We start from the raw sequence: 21,592 nt of genomic DNA, 5'->3' as shown, positions 1-21,592 counted from the left end.
GGACTTTAGGTCCGCCATTTTTTTGATGCCGTGGCCTGCATACGAACTTGGGTCCCGGCCTTCGCCGGGACGACGTGCTATGGCTATCGGCTAGGTCAAACGTAGTGGTTGGCCGATAAACCGTCGTTCCGGCGAAGGCCGGAACCCAAGTTTGCCCGCCCACCACGAACAACAAAAAAGGCCGCCGCAGCGACCTTCGTGTTTACACTGCAAGGCAATCACTTGTAAAACGCCTCGACCTTGCCCTTCAGCTTGATCAGCATCGGCTTGCCTTTGCGATCCAGCGTCTTGCCGGCAGCGACCTTGATCCAGCCTTCGCTGAGGCAGTATTCCTCGACATCATGGCGATCCTTGTCGTTGAAGCGGATGCCGATCTCGCGCTGGAACACGTCCGGGTTGTGGAAAGGGCTGCTCGGGTCGATCGAGAGCCGGTCTGGGAGCGGGGGGAGGGTTGCGGTATCGTTCATAGTGTGCGAATTATCGCGCAAGTCCCCGCTCCGTGGCGTATTTCTTCAAATATGTCATGTCGGCAATATGACGACAGGTGTTGTCGTGCAAATAATGAACGTGAACGATATACTCTCGTTTCAGTCATAATCACCAGCTCGCCCTCAACCGAAAGCCCTGATGAATTTCACTGTCGACGCCGACGAGGCCACCACTGAGCCCGACGTCGGCGTATCCGCCGGACAGTTCCGCACCATGGCCGAACTGGGCGGCGATATCGCATTCGGCATCGCGCTGCCCGGTTTCCAGCTGCGCTATCTGAGCCCGGCCTTCGCGGCGCTGCTCGGCCACGACCCGTCCGCGCTGGAGCAGGCGCTCGCGCACCCGGCAGGGAATGCGCCGCTGGCCGTGCTGGCGGCCTGCCTGCGCGAAGCCGCGGCCGCCCTGCCTGGCGAACGCCGCTCGGCCGAGCTCGACGTTCCGAACCTGGAGGGCCGCGCGCTGCCGCTGGAAGTGCTGTCCACGGTGACGGCGGACACGCCGCCGATGCTGGTCGGCCTGCTGCGCGACCTGTCGCCGCGCCGCGCACAGCAGGCCGAGCAGAAGCGCTTCGCCAGCATGCTCAACCATGAATTCCGCACCCCGCTGGCGACCATCGACGGCGCCATCCAGCGCCTGGAAGCGACGGCGGTGAACGCCGACGAACCGACGCGCCAGCGCTACCGCAAGATCGGCGCGGCGGTCGACCGCCTGATCGGCATGCTGGACGAATACCTGTCGCCGGACCGCATGGCGGCCATCGGTAAGACGCGCCAGGCCAATACCCTGGCGGTCAACGAGCTGGTCGAAGCCGCGGCGGCCCAGGTGCGCGCCGCCGGGCGCGAGGCGATCGTCGACCTTGGTGCGCATGCCTTCCAGCTGCGCGGCGAACCGGCCGGCCTGCGGCTGGCGCTGAAGGTCCTGGTCGACAATGCGCTCGCCTTCTCGCCGCCGGGCACGCCGGTGTCGCTCAGCGTGCGCCCCGCCGCCGGCGGGGTCGACGTCGCCGTGCGCGACCAGGGCGGGGGTGTGCCGCAAGAAGATGCGGCACGCATATTCGACAAGGGTTATCGGGGCAGCAATGCAGCTGGCTTGCCGGGCAGCGGCCTGGGCCTCTATATGGCGCGCTCGATTTTGGACGTCCATGGCGGCAGCCTGCACTTGGCGCCGGGCAAAGAGGGCGAGAATGGCGCCGAATTCCGGCTTTGGCTGCCGTCGAGTGAGGGCAGCGGGCAACAACAGCTTGCTTCAGGAAGTCTCAGCAGTGATAATCGGTCCGGCGCGCCGACTCTGGCCGCCAGGAAAGAATGAATAACATGGCTAAACCATGACGCAGATATTGATTGTTGAAGACAATGGCGAATACGCCGACGACATGGCCGAGTTCTTGCGGGAGCTCGACCATGAGGTCACGATCGCCCGTACCGCCAGCGAGATGTGGGCCGCCCTGACGCGCACCCCTGCCGCCGTGGTGGTGCTCGACCTCGGCCTGCCGGACGAGGACGGCTTCAACGTCATCCCGCGCATGCGCCAGCTGTATCCGGAGATCGGCCTGCTGGTCCTGACCGGCCGGGTGGCCTTCGACAACCGCATCCTGGGCCTGCGCCTGGGCGCGGACCACTACCTGACCAAGCCGATCAAGTTCCCGGAACTGGCGGCCCACATCGAAGCCCTGGACCGCCGCGTGCGTCCGCAGGATCCGGCCCCGGCGCCGAGCAAGTGGACCCTGCGCGTGAGCGCGCGCCAGCTCGAGCTGATGGGCAAAGTGATCGACCTGACCGAAAAAGAGTGCAACTTCCTGCACCTGCTGACGATCAACACCCGTCCTGTCCCGCGCCATGTGATCGTGGCGGGCATGGGCGGCGAGGACCCGGACGCCAGCCGCCGGGTCGACATGCTGGTCTACCGCCTGCGCAAGAAGGCCCGCTCTGGCCTGGGCCAGGACCTGCCGCTGCGCAGCGCCTACGGCGAAGGCTACAGCCTCTCCGCCGGCTTCACGCTGGCCTGATCCGCAAAGGGACCTCCGAGGTCCCTTTTCTTTTAATGAGGGTCAGAGTCGATTTATTGGCCAATAGCCCGGCGGACAATTAGGGTCAGAGTCGAATTACTGGCCAATTTCCTGCTCGATCTGGCTGTCCGGCGAGGATTCTGGCTAATTAGGGACAGAGTCAACTGATTTTCTTCCCTGTATTCAAATAAATGGGGACGGAGTCGCGCTGGTTTGGCTGTGGCTTGAGATTAATTAGGGACAGAGTCAATTTTTCATGTAGAATGCCTGCTCATCGTTTGAGCAGATGCCATGGCACGCCTTCCCCGACTCATCGTTCCGAACCAGCCCTACCACATCATCCAGCGTGGGAATAACCGTCAGCCTATCTTCCGCGAAGAGGCCGACTACCAGCGCTTCCTGGTCTGGCTGAAGGAGACCGCCCGCTTCTATGAAGTGGCGATCCATGCCTATGTGCTGATGCCGAACCACCTGCACCTGCTGGCGACGCCTTCGAACGACACGGGCCTGGCCCTGATGATGCAGAAGGTGGGCCGCTTCTACGTCCCCTGGTTCAACAACAAGTACGAGCGCACCGGCAGCCTGTTCGAAGGCCGGTTCCGCACCTCGCTAATCGATACCGAACGCTATTTCCTGGCCTGCAGCCGCTACATCGAGCTTAATCCGGTCCGCGCCCAGCTGGTGAATGCGCCGGCGGACTATCCCTGGTCGAGCTACGTCCACCACGCGGGGGTGCGTTCCGACAGCATCGTCACCGAACACTCCCTCTACTGGAGCCTGGGCAACACGCCCTTCCAGCGCGAGGCGGCCTACATCGCCCTGGTGGAGCAGGGCATGTCCCAGCAGGAAGTCGATTTCATCACGACCTCGATCCTGAAGAACGCCCCGCTGGGCTCGGACGCCTTCAAGGCCGATCTCGAGCGTAAAACCAAGCGCCAGATCCTTCCTGCCAAGCGCGGCCGCCCGTTCCGGGAACCGATTCCGCCTCTTCTCTAGCCCTGAGCAAGACTCTCTCCTACTGACGGCACGGTTATCCGTGCCGTTTTCGCTTGTATTTTTTGATTCAAAATCAACGGCTTGCGTTTAGAAAGCTGGCTCTTATCCATCCCGATTGACTCTGTCCCCAATTAATTGACTTCTCAAAAAGTTGTCAAATAATTCGACTCTGACCCTAATTATTCTTGTTGCCGATTCTGCTGCATTGCACTATTCTCGATTTAATACCCCTACCAAAGCTGTGGAGAAAGCCTCATGATTGCCCAAGGTTTGTACGATCCCGCCAATGAACACGACGCCTGCGGCGTCGGGTTCGTCGCCCATATCAAGGGCAACAAGAGCCATTCGATCATCGAGCAAGGCCTGATGATCCTGAAGAACCTGGACCACCGGGGCGCCGTGGGCGCCGATGCGCTGATGGGCGATGGGGCAGGCATCCTGATCCAGATTCCTGACCAGTACTTCCGCGACGAGATGGCCAAGCAGGGCGTCGAACTGCCGCCGCCCGGCGAATACGGCGTGGGCATGGTCTTCCTGCCGAAAGAACACGCCTCGCGCATCGCCTGCGAACAGGAGATCGAGCGCGCCGTGCGCATCGAAGGCCAGGTCGTGCTGGGCTGGCGCAACGTGCCGGTCGACGAAGCCATGCCGATGTCGCCCTTCGTCAAGGCCAAGGAGCCGGTGATCCGCCAGATCTTCATCGGCCGCGGCCCGGACATCATGGTCACCGACGCGCTGGAACGTAAGCTCTACGTGATCCGCAAGTCCTCCGGCCACGCGATCCAGGCGCTCAAGCTCCTGCACGGCAAGGAATTCTTCGTGCCCTCGATGTCGGCGCGCACCATCGTCTACAAGGGCCTGCTGCTGGCCGACCAGGTCGGCGTCTATTACAAGGACCTGCAGGACCCGCGCTGCATCTCGGCCCTGGCCCTGGTGCACCAGCGCTTCTCCACCAACACCTTCCCGGAATGGCCGCTGGCCCACCCCTACCGCCTGATCGCGCACAACGGCGAGATCAACACCGTGAAGGGCAACTTCAACTGGACCCGCGCCCGCGAAGGCATGCTCAAGTCCGCCGTGCTGGGCGAGGACCTGAACAAGCTGTTCCCGCTGATTTACGAAGGCCAGTCCGACACCGCCTGCTTCGACAACGCGCTCGAGCTGCTGGTGATGGCCGGCTATCCGGTCGCCCAGGCGATGATGATGATGATCCCGGAAGCCTGGGAAAACCATACGTCCATGGACGACAACCGCCGCGCCTTCTACGAATACCACGCCGCGATGATGGAGCCGTGGGACGGCCCGGCCGCGATGGCCTTCACCGACGGCCGCCACATCGGCGGCACCCTGGACCGCAACGGCCTGCGCCCGGCGCGCTACGTGGTCACCGAGGACGACCTGGTGGTGATGGCTTCCGAATCCGGCGTGCTGCCGATTCCCGAGTCGCGCATCGTCAAGAAGTGGCGCCTCCAGCCGGGCAAGATGTTCCTGATCGACCTCGAAGCCGGCCGCATCATCGACGACAAGGAACTGAAGGACACCTACTCGAACGCCAAGCCCTACAAGGCCTGGATCAAGTCGGTGCGCATCAAGCTCAACGAAATCAAGCTGTCGGAATCGCAGCTGGCCCTGCACCGCGCCAAGGATGCGCACGCCCAGGGCGAAAAGGCGGCCATCACCCTGCTGGACCGTCAGCAAGCCTTCGGCTATACCCAGGAAGACCTGAAGTTCCTGATGGCGCCGATGGCCGTGCTGGCCGAGGAAGCCACCGGCTCGATGGGCAACGACTCGCCGCTGGCCGTCACCTCGAACAAGCTCAAGCCGCTGTACAACTACTTCAAGCAGCTGTTCGCCCAGGTCACCAATCCACCGATCGACCCGATCCGCGAAAGCATGGTGATGTCGCTGGTGTCCTTCATCGGCCCCAAGCCGAACCTGCTGGACACCAACAACGTCAACCCGCCGATGCGCCTCGAGGTGTCGCAGCCGATCCTGAACTTCGACGACATGGCGCGCCTGCGCCACATCAGCCAGCACACCGGCGGCAAGTTCAAGTCGTATGAGCTGAACATCTGCTACCCGACCAGCTGGGGCAAGGAAGGCATCGAAGCCTCGATCGCCTCGCTGTGCGCCGAAGCCGTCGACGCGGTCAAGTCCGGCCACAACATCCTGATCGTCTCCGACCGCAAGCTGTCGGCCGACATGGTCGCGATCCCCGCGCTGCTGGCGACGTCCAGCATCCACCAGCACCTGGTGGCGCGCGGCCTGCGCGCCTCCACCGGCCTGGTGGTGGAAACCGGCTCGGCCCGCGAAACCCACCATTTCGCCCTGCTGGCGGGCTACGGCGCGGAAGCCGTGCACCCCTACCTGGCGCTGGAAACCCTGGCCGAGCTGGCCCATGGCCTGCCGCACGAGATGTCGGCCGACACCGCCATCTACAACTACATCAAGGCGACCGGCAAGGGCCTGATGAAGGTGATGTCCAAGATGGGCATCTCCACCTACATGTCCTATTGCGGCGCCCAGATCTTCGAAGCCGTCGGCCTGAACAAGTCGCTGGTCGACAAGTACTTCAAGGGCACCTCGTCCAACGTGGAAGGCATCGGCCTGTTCGAAGTGGCGGAAGAGGCGCTGCGCCTGCACACGCTCGCCTTCGGCAACGACCCGGTGCTGGCGAATGCGCTCGACGTGGGCGGCGAATACGCCTACCGCGTGCGCGGCGAGGACCACCTGTGGACGCCGGACGCGATCGCCAAGCTGCAGCACTCGACCCGCGCCAACAACTTCAGCACCTATAAAGAATACGCCCAGCTGATCAACGACCAGACCCGCCGCCACCTGACCCTGCGCGGCCTGTTCGAGTTCAAGATCGACCCGAGCAAGGCGATCCCGCTGGATGAAGTGGAGCCGGCCAAGGAAATCGTCAAGCGCTTCGCCACCGGCGCCATGTCGCTGGGCTCGATCTCGACCGAAGCCCACGCCACCCTGGCGATCGCGATGAACCGCATCGGTGGCAAGAGCAACACCGGCGAAGGCGGCGAAGACCCGGCGCGCTACACCAATGAATTCAAGGGCATCAAGATCAGCAAGGGCGAGACCCTGGCATCGATCCTGGGCAGCGAACGCGTGGTGGCCGACATTCCGCTGGAAGAGGGTGACTCGCTGCGCTCCAAGATCAAGCAGGTGGCCTCGGGCCGCTTCGGCGTGACCGCCGAGTACCTGAACTCGGCCGACCAGATCCAGATCAAGATGGCGCAGGGCGCCAAGCCGGGCGAAGGCGGCCAGCTGCCGGGCCACAAGGTGTCCGAATACATCGCGTCCCTGCGCTTCTCGGTGCCGGGGGTGGGCCTGATCTCGCCGCCGCCGCACCACGACATCTATTCGATCGAAGACCTGGCGCAGCTGATCCACGACCTGAAGAACGCCAATCCGCGCGCCTCGATCTCGGTCAAGCTGGTGTCGGAAGTCGGCATCGGCACCGTGGCTGCCGGCGTCTCGAAAGCCAAGGCCGACCACCTGGTGGTGGCGGGCCATGACGGCGGCACCGGCGCTTCGCCGCTGTCCTCGGTCAAGCACGCCGGCACCCCGTGGGAGCTGGGCCTGGCCGAAACGCAGCAGACCCTGGTGCTGAACGGCTTGCGCAGCCGCATTCGGGTCCAGGCCGACGGCCAGATGCGTACCGGCCGCGACGTCGTGATCGCCGCCATGCTGGGCGCCGACGAAGTCGGCTTCGCCACCGCGCCGCTGGTGGTCGAAGGCTGCATCATGATGCGCAAGTGCCACCTGAATACCTGCCCGGTGGGCGTGGCGACGCAAGACCCGGTCCTGCGCGCCAAGTTCCAGGGCAAGCCGGAACACGTGGTGAACTACTTCTTCTTCGTCGCCGAAGAAGCGCGCCAGCTGATGGCGCAGCTGGGCATCCGTACCTACGACGAACTGATCGGCCGCGCCGACCTGCTCGACAAATCCAAGGCCATCGGCCACTGGAAGGCGCAGGGCCTGGATTTCTCGAACATCTTCTACCAGCCGAAGACCGATTCGCGCGCCCAGCTCTTCCACACCGGCGAGCAGGACCACGGCCTGGACAAGGCGCTGGACCACAAGCTGATCGCGCAGGCGAAAGCGGCGCTGGAAAAGGGCGAGCGCGTCTCCTTCATCTCGCCGGTGAAGAACGTCAACCGCACCGTGGGCGCCATGCTGTCGGGCGAAGTGGCCAAGCGCTACGGCCATGCCGGCCTGCCGGACGACACCATCCATATCCAGCTGCAGGGCACCGCCGGCCAGTCGGCCGCGGCCTTCCTGGCGGCCGGCATCACGATGGACCTGGTTGGCGAAGGCAACGACTATGTGGGCAAGGGCCTGTCGGGCGGCCGCATCATCGTGCGTCCGAACACCGAGTTCCGCGGCTGGGCGGTGGACAACATCATCGTCGGCAACACCGTGCTGTACGGCGCGATTGCGGGCGAGGCCTTCTTCAACGGCGTGGCGGGCGAGCGTTTCGCGGTCCGTAACTCGGGCGCCACCGCGGTGGTGGAAGGCTGCGGCGACCACGGCTGCGAATACATGACCGGCGGTACGGTCGTGGTGCTGGGCGAGACCGGCCGCAACTTCGCGGCGGGCATGTCGGGCGGCGTGGCCTATGTGTACGACCCGAAGGGCGAGTTCGAGGGCAAGTGCAATACCTCGATGGTGAACCTGGAAGCGGTGCTGCCGGCCAAGCAGCAGTCCGACAAGTCCGGCTGGCACAGCCAGACCCGCGACGGCGAGCGCGAATCCGACGAAACCATCCTGCGCCGCCTGATCGAACGCCACTTCAAGCACACGGGTTCCACCCGCGCGCGCAACCTGCTCGACGACTGGGCCAACAGCCGCACCAAGTTCGTCAAGGTCTTCCCGACCGACTACAAGCGGGCGCTCGAAGAGATGCACAACTCGAGCATGGAAGAGGCGAACGACAAGATCGAGATGGCGGCGTAAAGCCTGCCGATAACAGATGAACCGTCGTCCCGGCGAAGGCCGGGACCCAAGTTTGCCAGCGTAGCGTCAGCGCACGCAAAACTTGGATCCCGGCCTGCGCCGGGATGACGGTGGTAGGGCAGCGGGCTGCTCTCTCCGATGGATACAAGGAAAACAACGTGGGCAAAATTACCGGCTTCATGGAATTCGCACGGCAGGAAGAGGGCCACCTCGAGCCGACCGATCGCGTCAAGAACTATAAAGAATTCGTCGTCACCCTGACCGACGGCCAGGCCAAGGTGCAGGGCGCGCGCTGCATGGATTGCGGCATCCCCTTCTGCAACACGGGCTGCCCGGTCAACAACATGATCCCGGACTGGAACGACCTGGTCTACCACGGCAACTACCGCGCGGCCGTGGAGAACCTCCACTCGACCAACAACTTCCCCGAAGTGACCGGCCGCATCTGCCCGGCGCCTTGCGAAGCCGCCTGCACCCTGGGCATCAACAATGAGCCGGTCGGCATCAAGTCGATCGAGCGCAAGATCGCCGACAGCGGCTGGGAACACGGCTGGATCGTGCCGCAGCCGCCAAGCGTCAAGACCGGAAAGAAGGTCGCCGTGGTCGGTTCCGGCCCCGCCGGCCTGGCCGCCGCCCAGCAGCTGGCGCGCGTGGGCCATGACGTGACCGTGTTCGAGAAGAGCGACCGCCTCGGCGGCCTGCTGCGCTACGGCATCCCCGACTTCAAGATGGAGAAGGACCTGATCGACCGCAGGATCGAACAGATGCAGGCCGAAGGCGTGAGCTTCCGCACCAGTGTCCTGATCGGCAAGGACTTCCCGGCCACCGTCAGCAACATGGCGCGCGACACCATCTTCCCGGAAGACCTGGAAAAGGACTTCGACGCCGTGGTCCTGGCCGGCGGCGCGGAACAGCCACGCGACCTGCCGGTCCCGGGCCGCCAGCTCAAGGGCGTGCACTTCGCGATGGAATTCCTGCCCCAGCAAAACCGCGTCAACGCGGGCGACAAGCTGAAGGACCAGATCAAGGCGACGGCTAAGCACGTGATCGTGATCGGCGGCGGCGACACCGGCTCGGACTGTGTCGGCACCTCGAACCGCCACGGCGCGGCCTCGGTCACCCAGTTCGAACTGATGCCCATGCCGCCCGAGCAGGAAAACAAGCCGCTGGTCTGGCCCTACTGGCCGACCCGCCTGCGCACCTCGTCCTCGCACGAGGAAGGCTGCGAGCGCGACTGGGCGGTGGCCACCAAGCGCCTGGAAGGCAAGGGCGGCAAGGTCGAGAAGCTGATCGCCTGCCGCGTCGAGTGGAAGGACGGCAAGATGAGCGAAGTGCCGGATTCGGAATTCGAGATGAAGGCCGACCTGGTGTTCCTGGCCATGGGCTTCGTTTCGCCGGTGCAGCAGGTGCTGGACGCCTTCGGCGTGCAGAAGGACGCCCGCGGCAACGCCCGCGCCACCACCGATGGCGAAGGCTGCTACCAGACCTCGTCGCCGAAGATCTTCGCCGCCGGCGACATGCGCCGCGGCCAGTCGCTGGTGGTATGGGCGATCCGCGAAGGCCGCCAGTGCGCGCGCGCCGTCGACGAATTCCTGATGGGCAGCTCGGTGTTGCCGCGCTAATCAACGGTTTCCAAGGTTTCCGTTTAGGCGGCCTGCGGGCCGCCTTTTTTATTGTTAGCTGAATCAACAGGCATTGCTGCTTTGCAGCAAAGCACGTAGCGGTACAGGCTTTTATGCTTCTTCAGTCGACAACTTCCCCCACGCAGGAGGTGGGTTGCCTATGGGCATTTGTTGATATGATTCAACAAACTGAAGTCTCGTGAGACATACATATCTCTTCAAAAACAACCACTTACGATCATCAAATTAGTGACTCGTGAGTTAGTTGTGTTGTAATTGCACGTCGATCCAGCCTCCAAAACGGAGGTGCCGCCAGCAAGGCTTGCCCTTTCTGCACTACAATACCGGATTCCTCAAAAATTAATCACGCTGTGCCAAACCTAGTCGAAATTCGCGATCTGCACTTTGCGTACGGAGAGCGTTCCATCCTGTCGAACCTCCGCATGGATTTCCCACGCGGTAAGCTCATTGCCGTCATGGGCGGCTCGGGCTGTGGCAAGACCACCGTGCTGCGCCTGATCGGCGGCCAGATCCGCCCCCAGCGCGGCGAAGTCCGCGTGGGCGGCGAAGTCGTGCACCAGCTCGACACCGACGGCCTGTACCGCCTGCGCCGCCGCATGGGCATGCTGTTCCAGTTCGGCGCCCTGTTCACCGACCTGTCCGTCTTCGATAACGTTGCCTTCCCGTTGCGCGAACACACGAACCTGCCGGAAGAGCTGATCCGTGACCTGGTCCTGATGAAGCTCAACGCCGTCGGCCTGCGCAATGCGCATCGCCTCAAGCCCGCCGAGATCTCGGGCGGCATGGCGCGCAGGGTAGCAGTAGCTCGCGCGGTCGCTTTGGATCCGGAACTGATCATGTACGACGAGCCCTTTGCCGGCCTCGACCCGATCTCGATGGGCGTCACCGCCAACCTGATCCGCAACCTGAACGACGCCCTCGGCTCGACCTCGATCCTGGTCTCGCACGACGTGCACGAATGCTTCGCCATCGCCGACTATGTGTACTTCATGTCGGCAGGCAAGATCGTCGCCGAAGGCACGCCGGCCGAGCTGCGCGTCTCGGAAGATCCGTACGTGAAGCAGTTCGTCAACGCGGCCCCGGACGGCCCCGTGCCCTTCCACTATCCCGGCAAGTCGCTCGCCGAGGACCTGGGCCTGGGAGTGAGCAAATGATCGCCCGCATCCTCGAAAGCATCGGCCGCACCGTGCGCGAAAGCGTCGCCAGCCTGGGCTTCGCCACTCGTTCCTTCTTTACCCTGCTGGGTTGCTCGCCCGGAGCCTTCCGCCGGCCCGCGCTGATCTCGGAACAGGTCCATTTCATCGGCAACTATTCGCTGGTGATCATCGTCGTGTCCGGCCTGTTCGTCGGCATGGTGCTGGGCCTGCAGGGCTATTACACCCTGAACCAGTACGGCGCCGAACAGAAGCTGGGCCAGGTCGTGGCGCTGGCGCTGACCCGCGAACTGGGCCCGGTCGTGACCGCGCTGCTGTTCGCCGGCCGCGCCGGCACCTCGCTCACCGCGCAGATCGGCCTGATGAAGGCCGGCGAACAGCTGTCCGCCATGGAAATGATGGCGATTAACCCGGTGCAGCGCGTGCTCGCGCCGCGCTTCTGGGCCGGCGTGATCGCCATGCCGGTGCTGGCCACCGTGTTCTCGGCCGTCGGCGTGCTGGGCGGCTACCTGGTCGGCGTGCAGCTGATCGGTGTCGACGAAGGTGCGTTCTGGTCGCAGATGCAATCCGGCGTCGATGTGCGAGCTGACGTACTGAACGGTGTGCTGAAGAGCTTTATCTTTGGTGTCGCGGTGACCTTTACTGCCCTGTTCCAGGGCTACCAGGCCCAGCCGACGCCGGAAGACGTGTCGCGCGCCACCACGCGCACCGTCGTGATCGCTTCGCTGATGGTCTGGGGGCTGGACTTCATCATGACCGCCCTGATGTTCAACAAGTAAAGAATTAACTAAGTTCCGTAAGGTATTCACATGCATCGCAAAACTATCGACGTTTGGGTCGGCCTGTTCGTCCTGCTGGGCCTGGCATCGCTGCTGTTCCTGGCCCTGAAGGCCGGCAACATGAGCACCATTTCGTTTGGCAAGACCTATGCCGTGACTGGCAAGTTCGACAACATCGGCGGTCTCAAGCCGCAGGCGCCGGTCAAGAGCGCGGGCGTGGTGGTCGGCCGCGTGGGCGAGATCAGCTTCGACGACAAGACCTACCAGGCCTTGGTGCGCCTCGATCTCGAGCCCTCGTATAAATTCCCTAAAGATAGTTCGCTGAAGATCTTGACCGCTGGCCTGCTCGGCGAGCAGTACATCGGCATCGAACCGGGTGGCGACACCCAGAACCTGGTCGACGGCGACCGCATCAACCGTACCCAGTCGGCTGCGGTGCTGGAAGACCTGATCAACCAATTCATCTATAGCAAGGCCGCTGAAGGAAAGGAAGGTAGCGAATGACCCACGTTTCCCGTACCGCCCGCCGCGCCTCCGCGCTCGCCGCCGTCGCGGCGATGCTCGCGCTCACCGGCTGCGCCTCGACCGCGACCAATCCACAGGATCCGCTCGAAGGCTACAACCGTGCCGTGTTCAGCTTTAACGATGCGGTCGACCGCACCGTGCTCAAGCCGACCGCCACCGTCTACAAGGATTACACCCCGGGTCCCGTCCAGACCGGCGTGAACAATTTCTTCGGCAACTTGTCGGATGCCTGGAGCGGCGTCAATAACCTGCTGCAAGGCAAAGGCCAGGCCGGCATGGGCGATTTGACCCGTTTCGCCTTCAACTCGACCTTCGGGCTGCTCGGCGTGCTCGACATCGCTTCGGAAGCGGGCATTCCGAAGCACAACGAAGATTTCGGCCAGACCCTGGGCGTCTGGGGCGTTCCAAGCGGCCCCTACTTGATGTTGCCATTGTTGGGCCCATCTACGGTACGTGACACCGCGGCCTTGCCGGCCGACATCGGCGCCGACATCTGGAAATACAAGCAGCCTGACAACTGGCGCAACATCGGCAACGCCGTGCGCGTGGTCGACAAGCGCGCCACCCTGCTGGACGCCACCAGCCTGCTGGAAGACGCCGCCCTGGACCGCTACGACTTCATCCGCGACGGCTACATGCAGCGCCGCCAGAGCCAGGTCTACGACGGCAATCCGCCGCAAGCGGCGGAAGACAAGGATGCGGACGCCAATTCGCAAGTCGTTCCGCAACCGGTGTCATCCGAAAAGCAGTAAGAAGAGTTAACCGGTCAGTGCCGCGAACCGTCCCACCGGGCCGGTTGCGCGGCTGCCAACGAAAGGAAAAGCCCTACATGAAGCCTATCATCCAGTTGATCGCCACCGCGACCGCCAGCGTCGCCTTCGCCACCGCCGCCATCGCCGCGCCGGCCGCCACCGCAGAAGCGCCGGACGTCTTCGTCAAGCGCATCTCCACCGAGATCCTCGACGCCGTCAAGGCCGACAAGGAGATCCAGGCCGGCAACCGCAACAAGATCATGGGCCTGGTGAACACCAAGATCCTGCCCTACGTCGATTCCGAAAAGATGACCCAGCAGGCGGCCGGCCGCTTCTGGCGCCAGGCCACCCCGGAGCAGCAGAAGCGCCTGTCGGACGAGTTCCGCACCCTGCTGGTGTACACCTATGCCGGCGCGCTGTCGCAGGTCGACAACCAGACCGTCGAGTTCAAGCCGCTGCGCGCCGAACCGGGCGCCACCGACGTCGAAGTGCGTTCGCAGGTGAACGTCTCGCGCGGCGAGCCGGTCACCCTGAACTACCGCGTCGCCAAGGGCGCGCAGGGCTGGAAGATCTATGACCTGAACGTGATGGGCGCCTGGCTGGTCGAGACCTACAAGGGCACCTTCACCAGCCAGATCAACAAGGGCGGCATCGATGGCCTGATCAAGACCCTGGCCGACCGCAATGCGCAGCTGGCCAACAAGCCGCTGAAGGCGCCGAAGTAATGGCCGAGGCCAATGCGATGCTTTCGCTCGATGCACTGACCTTCCAGAGCGCCCGGGCGGCACTCGAACAGGGTGCGCTCGCGATCAAGGCCGGCGAGACCGTGTTCGATCTGGCGGGCATCCAGGCGGCCGACTCCTCGGGCGTGGCGATGCTGCTGGCCTGGCAGCGCCGCGCACAGGCGGCGGGCCAGCGCCTGCGCTTCATCAACATGCCGGACAACGTCCGCAAGCTCGCGGCCCTGTACGGGGTCGACTCGCTGCTGCCGCAGCAATGATGCGCGGCGGGTTCGCCCGTCGCCTTCTTTTCTTCCGCCGGCACTGCTTCGGCGCGTCCCGAAAATCCCCTGTCGCTCTTGACATTGCGAATTCCCCTATAATGGGCTGTTTCACCGCACCGTCCCGCGCGTCCGCGCCTCCCCAACAAGAATGACAGCGATCCAGATCAGCAACGTCGAGAAAAGCTACAAGGGCTTCAAGGCCCTCAAGGGCGTTTCCCTGACCATCGAGGAAGGCGAATTCTTCGGCCTCCTCGGCCCCAACGGCGCCGGCAAGACCACCCTGATTTCCACCATCGCAGGCCTGATCCGCCCCGACGCGGGCAGCGTGCGCGTGCACGGCCACGACGTGGTGAGCGACTTCCGCGAAGCGCGCATCCGCCTGGGCGTGGTGCCGCAGGAGCTGGTGTTCGATCCCTTCTTCACGGTGCGCGAGACCCTGCGCCTGCAGTCCGGCTACTTCGGCATCAAGAACAACGACGCCTGGATCGACGAGGTGATGCACAACCTCGACCTGACCAACAAGGCCGACGTCAACATGCGCGCCCTGTCCGGCGGCATGAAGAGGCGCGTGCTGGTGGCCCAGGCCCTGGTGCACAAGCCGCCCGTGATCGTGCTCGACGAACCGACCGCCGGCGTCGATGTGGAACTGCGCCAGACCCTGTGGAAGTTCATCTCGCGCCTGAACCGCGAGGGCCACACCGTGGTCCTGACCACCCACTACCTGGAAGAAGCCCAGGCCATGTGCCAGCGCGTGGCCATGCTCAAGCTGGGCCAGGTGGTGGCGCTGGACACCATGCCGAACCTGCTGCGCCGCGTGTCGGGCTCGCAGCTGGTGGTGCACCTGAAGAGCGGCGACCTGCCGGACGGCCTGCGCCACCTGGTCTCGCACGACGAACATAACAACGGCAACAAGTACACACTGCGCGTGAACGACTATTCCGAGGTCGAGCCGATCCTGGCGCGCCTGCGCGAATCCGGCGCCGTCATCGACGAGATGCAGCTGGAGCAAGCCGACCTGGAAGACATCTTCATCCAGATCATGGAGGAGGGCAAGCAATGAACCTCTTCTCCGTGGGCTTCCGGACCCTGTTCTACAAGGAGTCGCTGCGCTTCTGGAAAGTCGCGACCCAGACCGTGGCGGCGCCGATCGTCACCGCCATGCTCTACCTGCTGATCTTCGGCCACGTGCTCGACGGCCGCGTCGAGATGCTCGAAGGCGTGTCGTACACCGCTTTCCTGATCCCGGGCCTGGTGATGATGAGCGTGCTGCAGAACGCCTTCGCCAACTCGTCTTCCTCGCTGATCCAGTCCAAGATCACCGGCAACCTGGTCTTCATCCTGCTGCCGCCGCTGTCGCATGCCGAGATCCTGTCGGCCTATGTGCTGGCCTCGGTGCTGCGCGGGATCGTGGTCGGGGCCGGCGTGTTCCTGGTCACGGCCTGGTTCGCCCACCTGAGCTTCGTGGCGCCGCTGTGGATCGTCGCCTTCGCCTTCCTGGGCGCGGCCATCCTCGGCACCATGGGCGTGATCGCCGGCATCTGGGCCGAGAAATTCGACCAGCTGGCCGCCTTCCAGAACTTCCTGATCATGCCCGCCACCTTCCTGGCCGGCGTGTTCTATTCGATCCAGAAACTGCCGCCCTTCTGGCTCGCCGTCTCGCATTTCAACCCGTTCTTTTATATGATTGACGGGTTCCGCTACGGTTTCTTCGGCAAGTCCGATGTCTCGCCCTGGACCAGCCTGGCCATCGTCGCCGTGTTCTTCGCGGTGCTGGCGGCAATTGCAATCAACATGCTCAAGCGCGGCTACAAGCTGCGCCACTAACAAAGAATCTACCCAGGAGTTGTCGTGGAAACCACACCAGAACTGATCCACAGCTACATCAGCGCCGGCCTCGAATGCACCCATTTGCAGGTGGAAGGCGACGGCCGCCATTTCACGGCCGTGATCGTGTCGCCGGCCTTCGCCGGCAAGCGCCCGATCCAGCGCCACCAGCTGGTGTACGCCGCGCTCGGCGACCGCATGCGCGAGGAAATCCACGCGCTGTCGATGAAAACCCTGACCCCTGAAGAATTCGGAGGCTAAGCATGGACAAGCTCCAGATCGTCGGCGGCAAGCGCCTGAACGGTGAAATCCCGGTGTCCGGCGCCAAGAACGCTGCGCTCCCCATCCTGTGCGCCGGCCTGCTGACCGCAGGCGACGTGCGCCTGTCGAACGTGCCGCGCCTGCACGACGTGCGCACCATGCTGCGCCTGCTCGAGCAGACCGGCCTCAAGGTGGACCAGGACGACGAGAACGTCACCCTGAACGGCGCCAATATCACCTCGCTGGAAGCGCCCTACGAGCTGGTCAAGACCATGCGCGCCTCGATCCTGGTGCTCGGCCCGCTGCTGGCGCGCTTCGGTGAAGCCAAGGTCTCGCTGCCGGGCGGCTGCGCCATCGGCTCGCGCCCGGTGGATCAGCATATCAAGGGCCTGCGCCAGATGGGCGCCGAGATCACCATCGAAGGCGGCTACATCTATGCCAAGGCGCCCAACAAGCTGCAGGGCGCGCGCATCCACACCGACATGATCACCGTCACCGGCACCGAGAACCTGCTGATGGCCGCCACCCTGGCCCAGGGCGAGACCGTGCTGGAAAACGCCGCGCGCGAGCCGGAAGTGACCGACCTGGCCAACCTGCTGGTGGCCATGGGCGCGAAGATCGAAGGCATCGGCACCGACCGCCTGGTGATCCAGGGCGTGCAGGAGCTGCACGGCGCCGAGCACGCGGTGATTTCGGACCGCATCGAAGCCGCCACCTTCCTGTGCGCGGTCGCGGCCACCGGCGGCGACATCCTGCTCACCAACACCCGCACCGACATCTTCGACGTGGCCCTCGACAAGCTGCGCGAGATGGGCCTGCAGCTCGCCGTGTCCGGCAACACCATCCGCGCGCGCATGGACGGCCGTCCGAGCCCGGTGTCCTTCCGCACCACGGAGTATCCCGGCTTCCCGACCGACATGCAGGCCCAGTTCATGGCCGTGAACACGATCGCCTCGGGTCCGAGCCGCGTGACCGAGACCATTTTCGAAAACCGCTTCATGCACGTGCAGGAAATGAACCGCCTGGGCGCCTCGATCCACACCGAAGGCAACACCGCCTTCATCAAGGGCGTGGACCGCCTGGTCGGCGCGCCCGTGATGGCGACCGACCTGCGCGCCTCGGCCTCGCTGGTGATTGCCGGCATGGCGGCCGAAGGCACGACCCTGGTGGACCGCATCTACCACCTGGACCGCGGCTACGACCGCATGGAAGTGAAGCTGTCGGCCGTGGGCGCCGACATCGTCCGCATCAAGTAAGCATGAATCCGAATAGCCAAAACACGAGTTCCGGCCTGATCCTGGCGCTGTCCAAGGGCCGCATCTTCGAAGACACTCTGCCGCTGCTGGCGGCGGCAGGCATCGAGGTGCTGGAAAACCCCGAGACCTCGCGCAAGCTGATCCTCCCGACCAACGACCCCGGCGTGCGCGTGCTGATCGTGCGCGCCAGCGATGTGCCGACCTATGTCCAGCATGGCGCCGCCGACTTCGGCGTGGCCGGCAAGGACGTGCTGCTCGAGCATGGCGGCGAAGGCCTGTACCAGCCGATCGACCTGCAGATCGCCAAGTGCCGCATGTCGGTCGCGGTGAACGCCGGCTTCGACTACGACACCGCCGTGCGCCAGGGCGCGCGCCTGCGCGTGGCGACCAAGTTCGTCAACACCGCGCGCGAGCACTTCGCCGCCAAGGGCGTGCACGTCGACCTGATCAAGCTGTACGGCTCGATGGAACTGGCGCCGCTGGTCGGCCTGTCGGACGCCATCGTCGACGTGGTCTCGACCGGCGGCACCCTGCGCGCCAACAACCTGGTCGAAGTCGAAAAGATCATGGACATCTCCTCGCGCCTGGTGGTCAACCAGGCCGCGCTCAAGCTCAAGCGCGAGCGCCTGCAACCGATCCTCGACGCCTTCCAACGCGCGTCCCAACAAGTAGGCTGAACATGGCAGTACAGATCCGCAAGCTCGACTCCACCGCTCCCGATTTCAAACCCACCCTGGATGCGCTGCTGGCATTCGAGGCGGAGACCGACGACGCCATCGAAACGGCGGTCGCGAAGATCCTTGCGGACGTCAAAAAGCGCGGCAATGCCGCCGTGCTGGAGTACACCAACAAGTTCGACCGCATCCCGAACGGCGGGGCATCCTCGATGGACGCCTTCGACATCAAGCAGGCCGAACTCATTGAGGCCCTGGACTCGCTGCCGGAAGCCCAGCGCGCCGCGCTGCGCACCGCCGCCGAACGCATCCGCGTGTTCCACGAGCGCCAGAAGCAGGAACTGAACGGCTTCACCTTCACCGAGCCTGACGGCACCGTGCTGGGCCAGCGCGTGACGCCGCTGGACCGCGTCGGCATCTATGTCCCGGGCGGCAAGGCAGCCTATCCTTCCTCGGTGCTGATGAACGCGATTCCGGCCCAGGTGGCCGGCGTCAAGGAAATCGTCATGGTGGTCCCGACCCCGGACGGCGTGAAGAACCGCATGGTGCTGGCCGCCGCCGCGATTGCCGGCGTGACCCGCGTGATCACCATCGGCGGCGCCCAGGCGGTCGGCGCGCTGGCCTATGGCACCGAGACCATCCCGGCCGTGGACAAGATCGTTGGCCCGGGCAACGCCTTCGTGGCCTCGGCCAAGCGCCGCGTGTTCGGCACCGTGGGCATCGACATGATCGCAGGGCCCTCCGAGATCCTGGTGCTGTGCGACGGCACCACCGACCCGGACTGGGTGGCGATGGACCTGTTCTCGCAGGCCGAGCACGACGAGCTGGCGCAAGCCATCCTGCTGTGCCCGGACGCGGACTACATCGCGCAGGTCGAAGCCAGCATCCACAAGCTGCTGCCAACCATGCCGCGCCATGAGACCATCACCACTTCGCTCAGCGACCGCGGCGCCCTGATCAAGGTGCGCGACATGATTGAAGCCTGCGAGATCGCCAACGCGATCGCCGCCGAGCACCTGGAAATCTCGGCCGCGGAGCCGATGCAGTGGGCAGATAAGATCCGCCACGCGGGCGCCATGTTCCTGGGCCGCTTCTCGTCCGAATCGCTGGGCGACTACTGCTGCGGCCCGAACCACGTGCTGCCGACCTCGCGCACGGCGCGCTTTTCCTCGCCGCTGGGCGTGTACGACTTCCAGAAGCGCTCGTCCATCATCCAGGTGAGCGAGCAGGGCGCGCAAACCCTGGGCAAGGTGGCGGCCGAACTGGCCTATGGCGAAGGCCTGCAGGCCCACGCCCGTAGTGCCGAACTGCGTATCAAAACGTCATGACGGACTGGGTCAACCAGGTCTTCTGCGAGGATGCGCTCGAAGGAATCGCGCGCATCCCGGATGCATCCATCGACCTGATCCTGACCGACCCGCCCTACAACCTCGGCAAGGACTACGGCAACGCGTCCGACCAGCAGAGCGTCGAAGCCTACCTGGCCTGGACCGAGCAGTGGATAGCCGCCGTGCTGCCCAAGCTGAAGGCCAACGGCAGCCTGTACATCTTCCTGACCTGGCGCTTCGCACCCGAGATCTTTGTCATGCTCAAAAAGCGCATGACGATGATGAACGAGATCATCTGGGACCGCCGCGTGCCCTCGATGGGCGGCAGCGTGCGCAGCTTCAGCTCGGTGCACGACACCATCGGCTTCTTCGTCAACCGCAAGGACTACTACTTCGACCTGGACGCGGTGCGTATTCCCTACGACGCCGAGACCAAGAAGGCCCGCTCGCGCTCGATCTTCGTCGGCGCCAAGTGGCTCGAAGTGGGTTACAACCCGAAGGACGTATGGAGCGTGTCGCGCCTGCACCGCGAGCATCCGGAGCGCGCCGACCACCCGACCCAGAAGCCGCTCGAGATCATCGAGCGCATGGTCAAGGCCTCCTGCCCGCCGGGCGGCGTGGTGCTCGATCCCTTCATGGGCAGCGGCACCACGGCCATCGCGGCCAAGCGCCTGGGCCGGCAGTTCACCGGCTTCGAGCTGAACCCGGCCTATTGCGAGATCATCCAGGCGCGCCTTGCCGCGCCGGAAGTTCCGCTGGCTGCAAAGAAACGCAAGGCGGCGGCCAAAGGGGCTATCGCCATTACCTCTGAAGGAAATCCATGAGCGCCATCGACAAGCTGATCGACAACACCATCCGTGCCGACGTGCGTGCGATCGGCAGCTACCATGTGCCGGACGCCAGCGGCTACATCAAGCTAGATGCGATGGAGAATCCCTACGAGCTGCCGGAAGAACTCCGCCGCGAACTGGGCGCGCGCCTGGCCGACGCGGCCCTGAACCGCTATCCGGTGCCGTCCTACCGCACCGTCAAGAACAAGATCTGCGCCAAGCTGGGCGTGCCTGCCGGCTATGACGTGCTTCTGGGCAACGGTTCGGACGAGCTGATCGCCATCATGGCGACCGCCGTCGCAAAACAAGACCAGCGCGCCGTGGTCATGGCGCCGGTCCCGGCCTTCGTGATGTTCTCGCGCTCGGCCCAGTTCGCCGGCGCCGATTTCGTCGGCGTGCCGGTCAAGGAAGATTTCTCGCTCGACCGCGAAGCGATGCTGGCCGCCATCGAGCAGCACAAGCCCTCGCTGGTCTTCCTGGCCTACCCGAACAATCCCACCGGCAACCTGTTCGACGCCGCCGACATGGAAGCGGTGATCCGCGCCCTGGGCGACACCGGTATCGCCGTGGTCGACGAGGCTTACCAGCCCTTCGCCCACAAGAGCTTCATGGGCCGCCTGCCGGAATTCGACAACCTGGTCGTGATGCGCACCCTGTCCAAGCTGGGCCTGGCCGGCATCCGCCTGGGCTACCTGTCGGGCCACGCCGCGCTGCTGGAACAGTTCGAAAAAGTCCGTCCGCCCTACAACGTGAACGTGCTGACCCAGGTGGCGGCCGAGTTCGCGCTCGACCACCTCGACGTGCTCGACCGCCAGGCCGAGCAGATCAACGCCGAGCGCAGCCGCCTGGCCGCCGAACTGGCGGCCTTGCCGGGTGTCGAAGTCTTCCCGTCGGCCGCGAATTTCATCTCGCTGCGGGTGCCGGACGCCGATGCCGTCTGCGCGCATCTCCATGGCGAGAAGGTCTTGATCAAAAATTTGAGTAAAATGCATAAGCTGCTGACGAACTGCATCCGCGTCACGGTGAGCACCCCGGAAGAAAACACCCAATTCCTGACAGCCCTGAAAGCGTCCCTGTAACCGGTCTCTCCCCGATG

General features: G+C 64.3%; 20 protein-coding genes. 19 read left to right on the top strand and 1 reads right to left on the bottom strand.

Annotation, left to right across the window (positions count from 1 at the left end; all coding sequences use genetic code 11):
* Positions 1-218: 218 nt before the first annotated feature.
* A complete protein-coding gene (locus KBW95_RS04130; protein WP_211522920.1) occupies positions 219-467 on the bottom strand; it encodes a DUF3297 family protein in 249 nt (82 codons plus the stop codon).
* A gap of 160 nt (positions 468-627) precedes the next feature.
* Here KBW95_RS04130 and KBW95_RS04125 point away from each other — a divergent pair, with 160 nt between their 5' ends.
* The 19 genes from KBW95_RS04125 (at position 628) to hisC (ending at position 21,575) form a co-directional block, all read left to right on the top strand.
* Positions 628-1,797 carry a sensor histidine kinase KdpD gene (locus tag KBW95_RS04125; RefSeq protein ID WP_211522919.1) on the top strand — a complete coding sequence of 390 codons (1,170 nt, stop codon included), beginning with the start codon at positions 628-630 and terminating at the stop codon, positions 1,795-1,797.
* Positions 1,798-1,813: 16 nt separating this feature from the next.
* Positions 1,814-2,494 (top strand): response regulator transcription factor, encoded by a 681-nt coding sequence (locus tag KBW95_RS04120; protein WP_211521617.1) that lies wholly within the window; start codon positions 1,814-1,816, stop codon positions 2,492-2,494.
* A 291-nt stretch (positions 2,495-2,785) separates the two neighbouring features.
* On the top strand, positions 2,786-3,490 hold the full coding sequence (locus KBW95_RS04115; protein WP_211527559.1) for a transposase: 705 nt from the start codon (positions 2,786-2,788) through the stop codon (positions 3,488-3,490).
* A 255-nt stretch (positions 3,491-3,745) separates the two neighbouring features.
* Positions 3,746-8,467: a glutamate synthase-related protein gene (locus KBW95_RS04110; RefSeq protein ID WP_211522917.1), complete on the top strand. Its 4,722-nt coding sequence runs from the start codon at positions 3,746-3,748 to the stop codon at positions 8,465-8,467.
* A 158-nt stretch (positions 8,468-8,625) separates the two neighbouring features.
* A complete protein-coding gene (locus tag KBW95_RS04105) occupies positions 8,626-10,089 on the top strand; it encodes a glutamate synthase subunit beta (RefSeq protein ID WP_211522916.1) in 1,464 nt (487 codons plus the stop codon).
* Between the two features lie 371 nt (positions 10,090-10,460).
* Positions 10,461-11,264 carry an ABC transporter ATP-binding protein gene (locus KBW95_RS04100; RefSeq protein WP_211522915.1) on the top strand — a complete coding sequence of 268 codons (804 nt, stop codon included), beginning with the start codon at positions 10,461-10,463 and terminating at the stop codon, positions 11,262-11,264.
* Complete coding sequence (gene mlaE, locus KBW95_RS04095; RefSeq protein WP_211522914.1) at positions 11,261-12,043, top strand: lipid asymmetry maintenance ABC transporter permease subunit MlaE; 783 nt, start codon at positions 11,261-11,263, stop codon at positions 12,041-12,043. Before KBW95_RS04100 ends, mlaE begins: the two co-directional genes overlap by 4 nt.
* 30 nt (positions 12,044-12,073) lie before the next feature.
* Positions 12,074-12,547 carry an outer membrane lipid asymmetry maintenance protein MlaD gene (gene mlaD, locus KBW95_RS04090; protein ID WP_211522913.1) on the top strand — a complete coding sequence of 158 codons (474 nt, stop codon included), beginning with the start codon at positions 12,074-12,076 and terminating at the stop codon, positions 12,545-12,547.
* The gene (locus KBW95_RS04085; RefSeq protein WP_211527558.1) at positions 12,544-13,320 is read left to right on the top strand and encodes a VacJ family lipoprotein; all 777 of its coding nucleotides are present in this window, start codon (positions 12,544-12,546) and stop codon (positions 13,318-13,320) included. The genes mlaD and KBW95_RS04085 overlap by 4 nt, the downstream gene beginning before the upstream one ends.
* A gap of 77 nt (positions 13,321-13,397) precedes the next feature.
* On the top strand, positions 13,398-14,045 hold the full coding sequence (locus tag KBW95_RS04080; protein ID WP_211527557.1) for a phospholipid-binding protein MlaC: 648 nt from the start codon (positions 13,398-13,400) through the stop codon (positions 14,043-14,045).
* Positions 14,045-14,320: a lipid asymmetry maintenance protein MlaB gene (locus tag KBW95_RS04075; RefSeq protein WP_211522910.1), complete on the top strand. Its 276-nt coding sequence runs from the start codon at positions 14,045-14,047 to the stop codon at positions 14,318-14,320. The genes KBW95_RS04080 and KBW95_RS04075 overlap by 1 nt, the downstream gene beginning before the upstream one ends.
* A gap of 151 nt (positions 14,321-14,471) precedes the next feature.
* The gene (locus KBW95_RS04070; RefSeq protein WP_211527556.1) at positions 14,472-15,383 is read left to right on the top strand and encodes an ABC transporter ATP-binding protein; all 912 of its coding nucleotides are present in this window, start codon (positions 14,472-14,474) and stop codon (positions 15,381-15,383) included.
* Positions 15,380-16,147: an ABC transporter permease gene (locus KBW95_RS04065; RefSeq protein ID WP_211522908.1), complete on the top strand. Its 768-nt coding sequence runs from the start codon at positions 15,380-15,382 to the stop codon at positions 16,145-16,147. The genes KBW95_RS04070 and KBW95_RS04065 overlap by 4 nt, the downstream gene beginning before the upstream one ends.
* A 24-nt stretch (positions 16,148-16,171) precedes the next feature.
* Positions 16,172-16,408, top strand: coding sequence for a BolA/IbaG family iron-sulfur metabolism protein (locus KBW95_RS04060; protein ID WP_211522907.1), 237 nt, complete (start codon positions 16,172-16,174; stop codon positions 16,406-16,408).
* Between the two features lie 2 nt (positions 16,409-16,410).
* On the top strand, positions 16,411-17,664 hold the full coding sequence (murA, locus tag KBW95_RS04055) for a UDP-N-acetylglucosamine 1-carboxyvinyltransferase (RefSeq protein ID WP_211527555.1): 1,254 nt from the start codon (positions 16,411-16,413) through the stop codon (positions 17,662-17,664).
* Between the two features lie 2 nt (positions 17,665-17,666).
* The gene (hisG, locus tag KBW95_RS04050; protein WP_211522905.1) at positions 17,667-18,341 is read left to right on the top strand and encodes an ATP phosphoribosyltransferase; all 675 of its coding nucleotides are present in this window, start codon (positions 17,667-17,669) and stop codon (positions 18,339-18,341) included.
* A gap of 2 nt (positions 18,342-18,343) precedes the next feature.
* Entirely contained in the window at positions 18,344-19,666 is a 1,323-nt protein-coding gene (gene hisD / locus KBW95_RS04045; protein WP_211527554.1) for a histidinol dehydrogenase, read from the top strand.
* On the top strand, positions 19,663-20,490 hold the full coding sequence (locus KBW95_RS04040) for a site-specific DNA-methyltransferase (protein ID WP_211522903.1): 828 nt from the start codon (positions 19,663-19,665) through the stop codon (positions 20,488-20,490). Before hisD ends, KBW95_RS04040 begins: the two co-directional genes overlap by 4 nt.
* The gene (gene hisC, locus KBW95_RS04035) at positions 20,487-21,575 is read left to right on the top strand and encodes a histidinol-phosphate transaminase (protein WP_211522902.1); all 1,089 of its coding nucleotides are present in this window, start codon (positions 20,487-20,489) and stop codon (positions 21,573-21,575) included. Before KBW95_RS04040 ends, hisC begins: the two co-directional genes overlap by 4 nt.
* The last annotated feature ends 17 nt before the right edge of the window (positions 21,576-21,592 follow it).

Source organism: Massilia sp. ZL223 (genome assembly GCF_018119395.1).
GTDB lineage: Bacteria > Pseudomonadota > Gammaproteobacteria > Burkholderiales > Burkholderiaceae_D > Telluria.
Note: the sequence above shows the minus strand (reverse complement) of the source record. Positions and strands in the feature narration are given on the sequence as shown.

Bases quoted from the DNA above. Each gene is read 5' to 3' on its own strand.
- hisC (WP_211522902.1), top strand. From the start codon at position 20,487: ATGAGCGCCATCGACAAGCTGATCGACAACACCATCCGTGCCGACGTG.
- murA (WP_211527555.1), top strand. From the start codon at position 16,411: ATGGACAAGCTCCAGATCGTCGGCGGCAAGCGCCTGAACGGTGAAATC.
- KBW95_RS04120 (WP_211521617.1), top strand. From the start codon at position 1,814: ATGACGCAGATATTGATTGTTGAAGACAATGGCGAATACGCCGACGAC.
- KBW95_RS04075 (WP_211522910.1), top strand. From the start codon at position 14,045: ATGGCCGAGGCCAATGCGATGCTTTCGCTCGATGCACTGACCTTCCAG.
- hisG (WP_211522905.1), top strand. From the start codon at position 17,667: ATGAATCCGAATAGCCAAAACACGAGTTCCGGCCTGATCCTGGCGCTG.
- KBW95_RS04080 (WP_211527557.1), top strand. From the start codon at position 13,398: ATGAAGCCTATCATCCAGTTGATCGCCACCGCGACCGCCAGCGTCGCC.
- KBW95_RS04125 (WP_211522919.1), top strand. From the start codon at position 628: ATGAATTTCACTGTCGACGCCGACGAGGCCACCACTGAGCCCGACGTC.
- KBW95_RS04070 (WP_211527556.1), top strand. From the start codon at position 14,472: ATGACAGCGATCCAGATCAGCAACGTCGAGAAAAGCTACAAGGGCTTC.
- KBW95_RS04130 (WP_211522920.1), bottom strand. From the start codon at position 467: ATGAACGATACCGCAACCCTCCCCCCGCTCCCAGACCGGCTCTCGATC.
- KBW95_RS04110 (WP_211522917.1), top strand. From the start codon at position 3,746: ATGATTGCCCAAGGTTTGTACGATCCCGCCAATGAACACGACGCCTGC.
- hisD (WP_211527554.1), top strand. From the start codon at position 18,344: ATGGCAGTACAGATCCGCAAGCTCGACTCCACCGCTCCCGATTTCAAA.
- KBW95_RS04065 (WP_211522908.1), top strand. From the start codon at position 15,380: ATGAACCTCTTCTCCGTGGGCTTCCGGACCCTGTTCTACAAGGAGTCG.
- KBW95_RS04085 (WP_211527558.1), top strand. From the start codon at position 12,544: ATGACCCACGTTTCCCGTACCGCCCGCCGCGCCTCCGCGCTCGCCGCC.
- KBW95_RS04115 (WP_211527559.1), top strand. From the start codon at position 2,786: ATGGCACGCCTTCCCCGACTCATCGTTCCGAACCAGCCCTACCACATC.
- mlaE (WP_211522914.1), top strand. From the start codon at position 11,261: ATGATCGCCCGCATCCTCGAAAGCATCGGCCGCACCGTGCGCGAAAGC.
- mlaD (WP_211522913.1), top strand. From the start codon at position 12,074: ATGCATCGCAAAACTATCGACGTTTGGGTCGGCCTGTTCGTCCTGCTG.
- KBW95_RS04040 (WP_211522903.1), top strand. From the start codon at position 19,663: ATGACGGACTGGGTCAACCAGGTCTTCTGCGAGGATGCGCTCGAAGGA.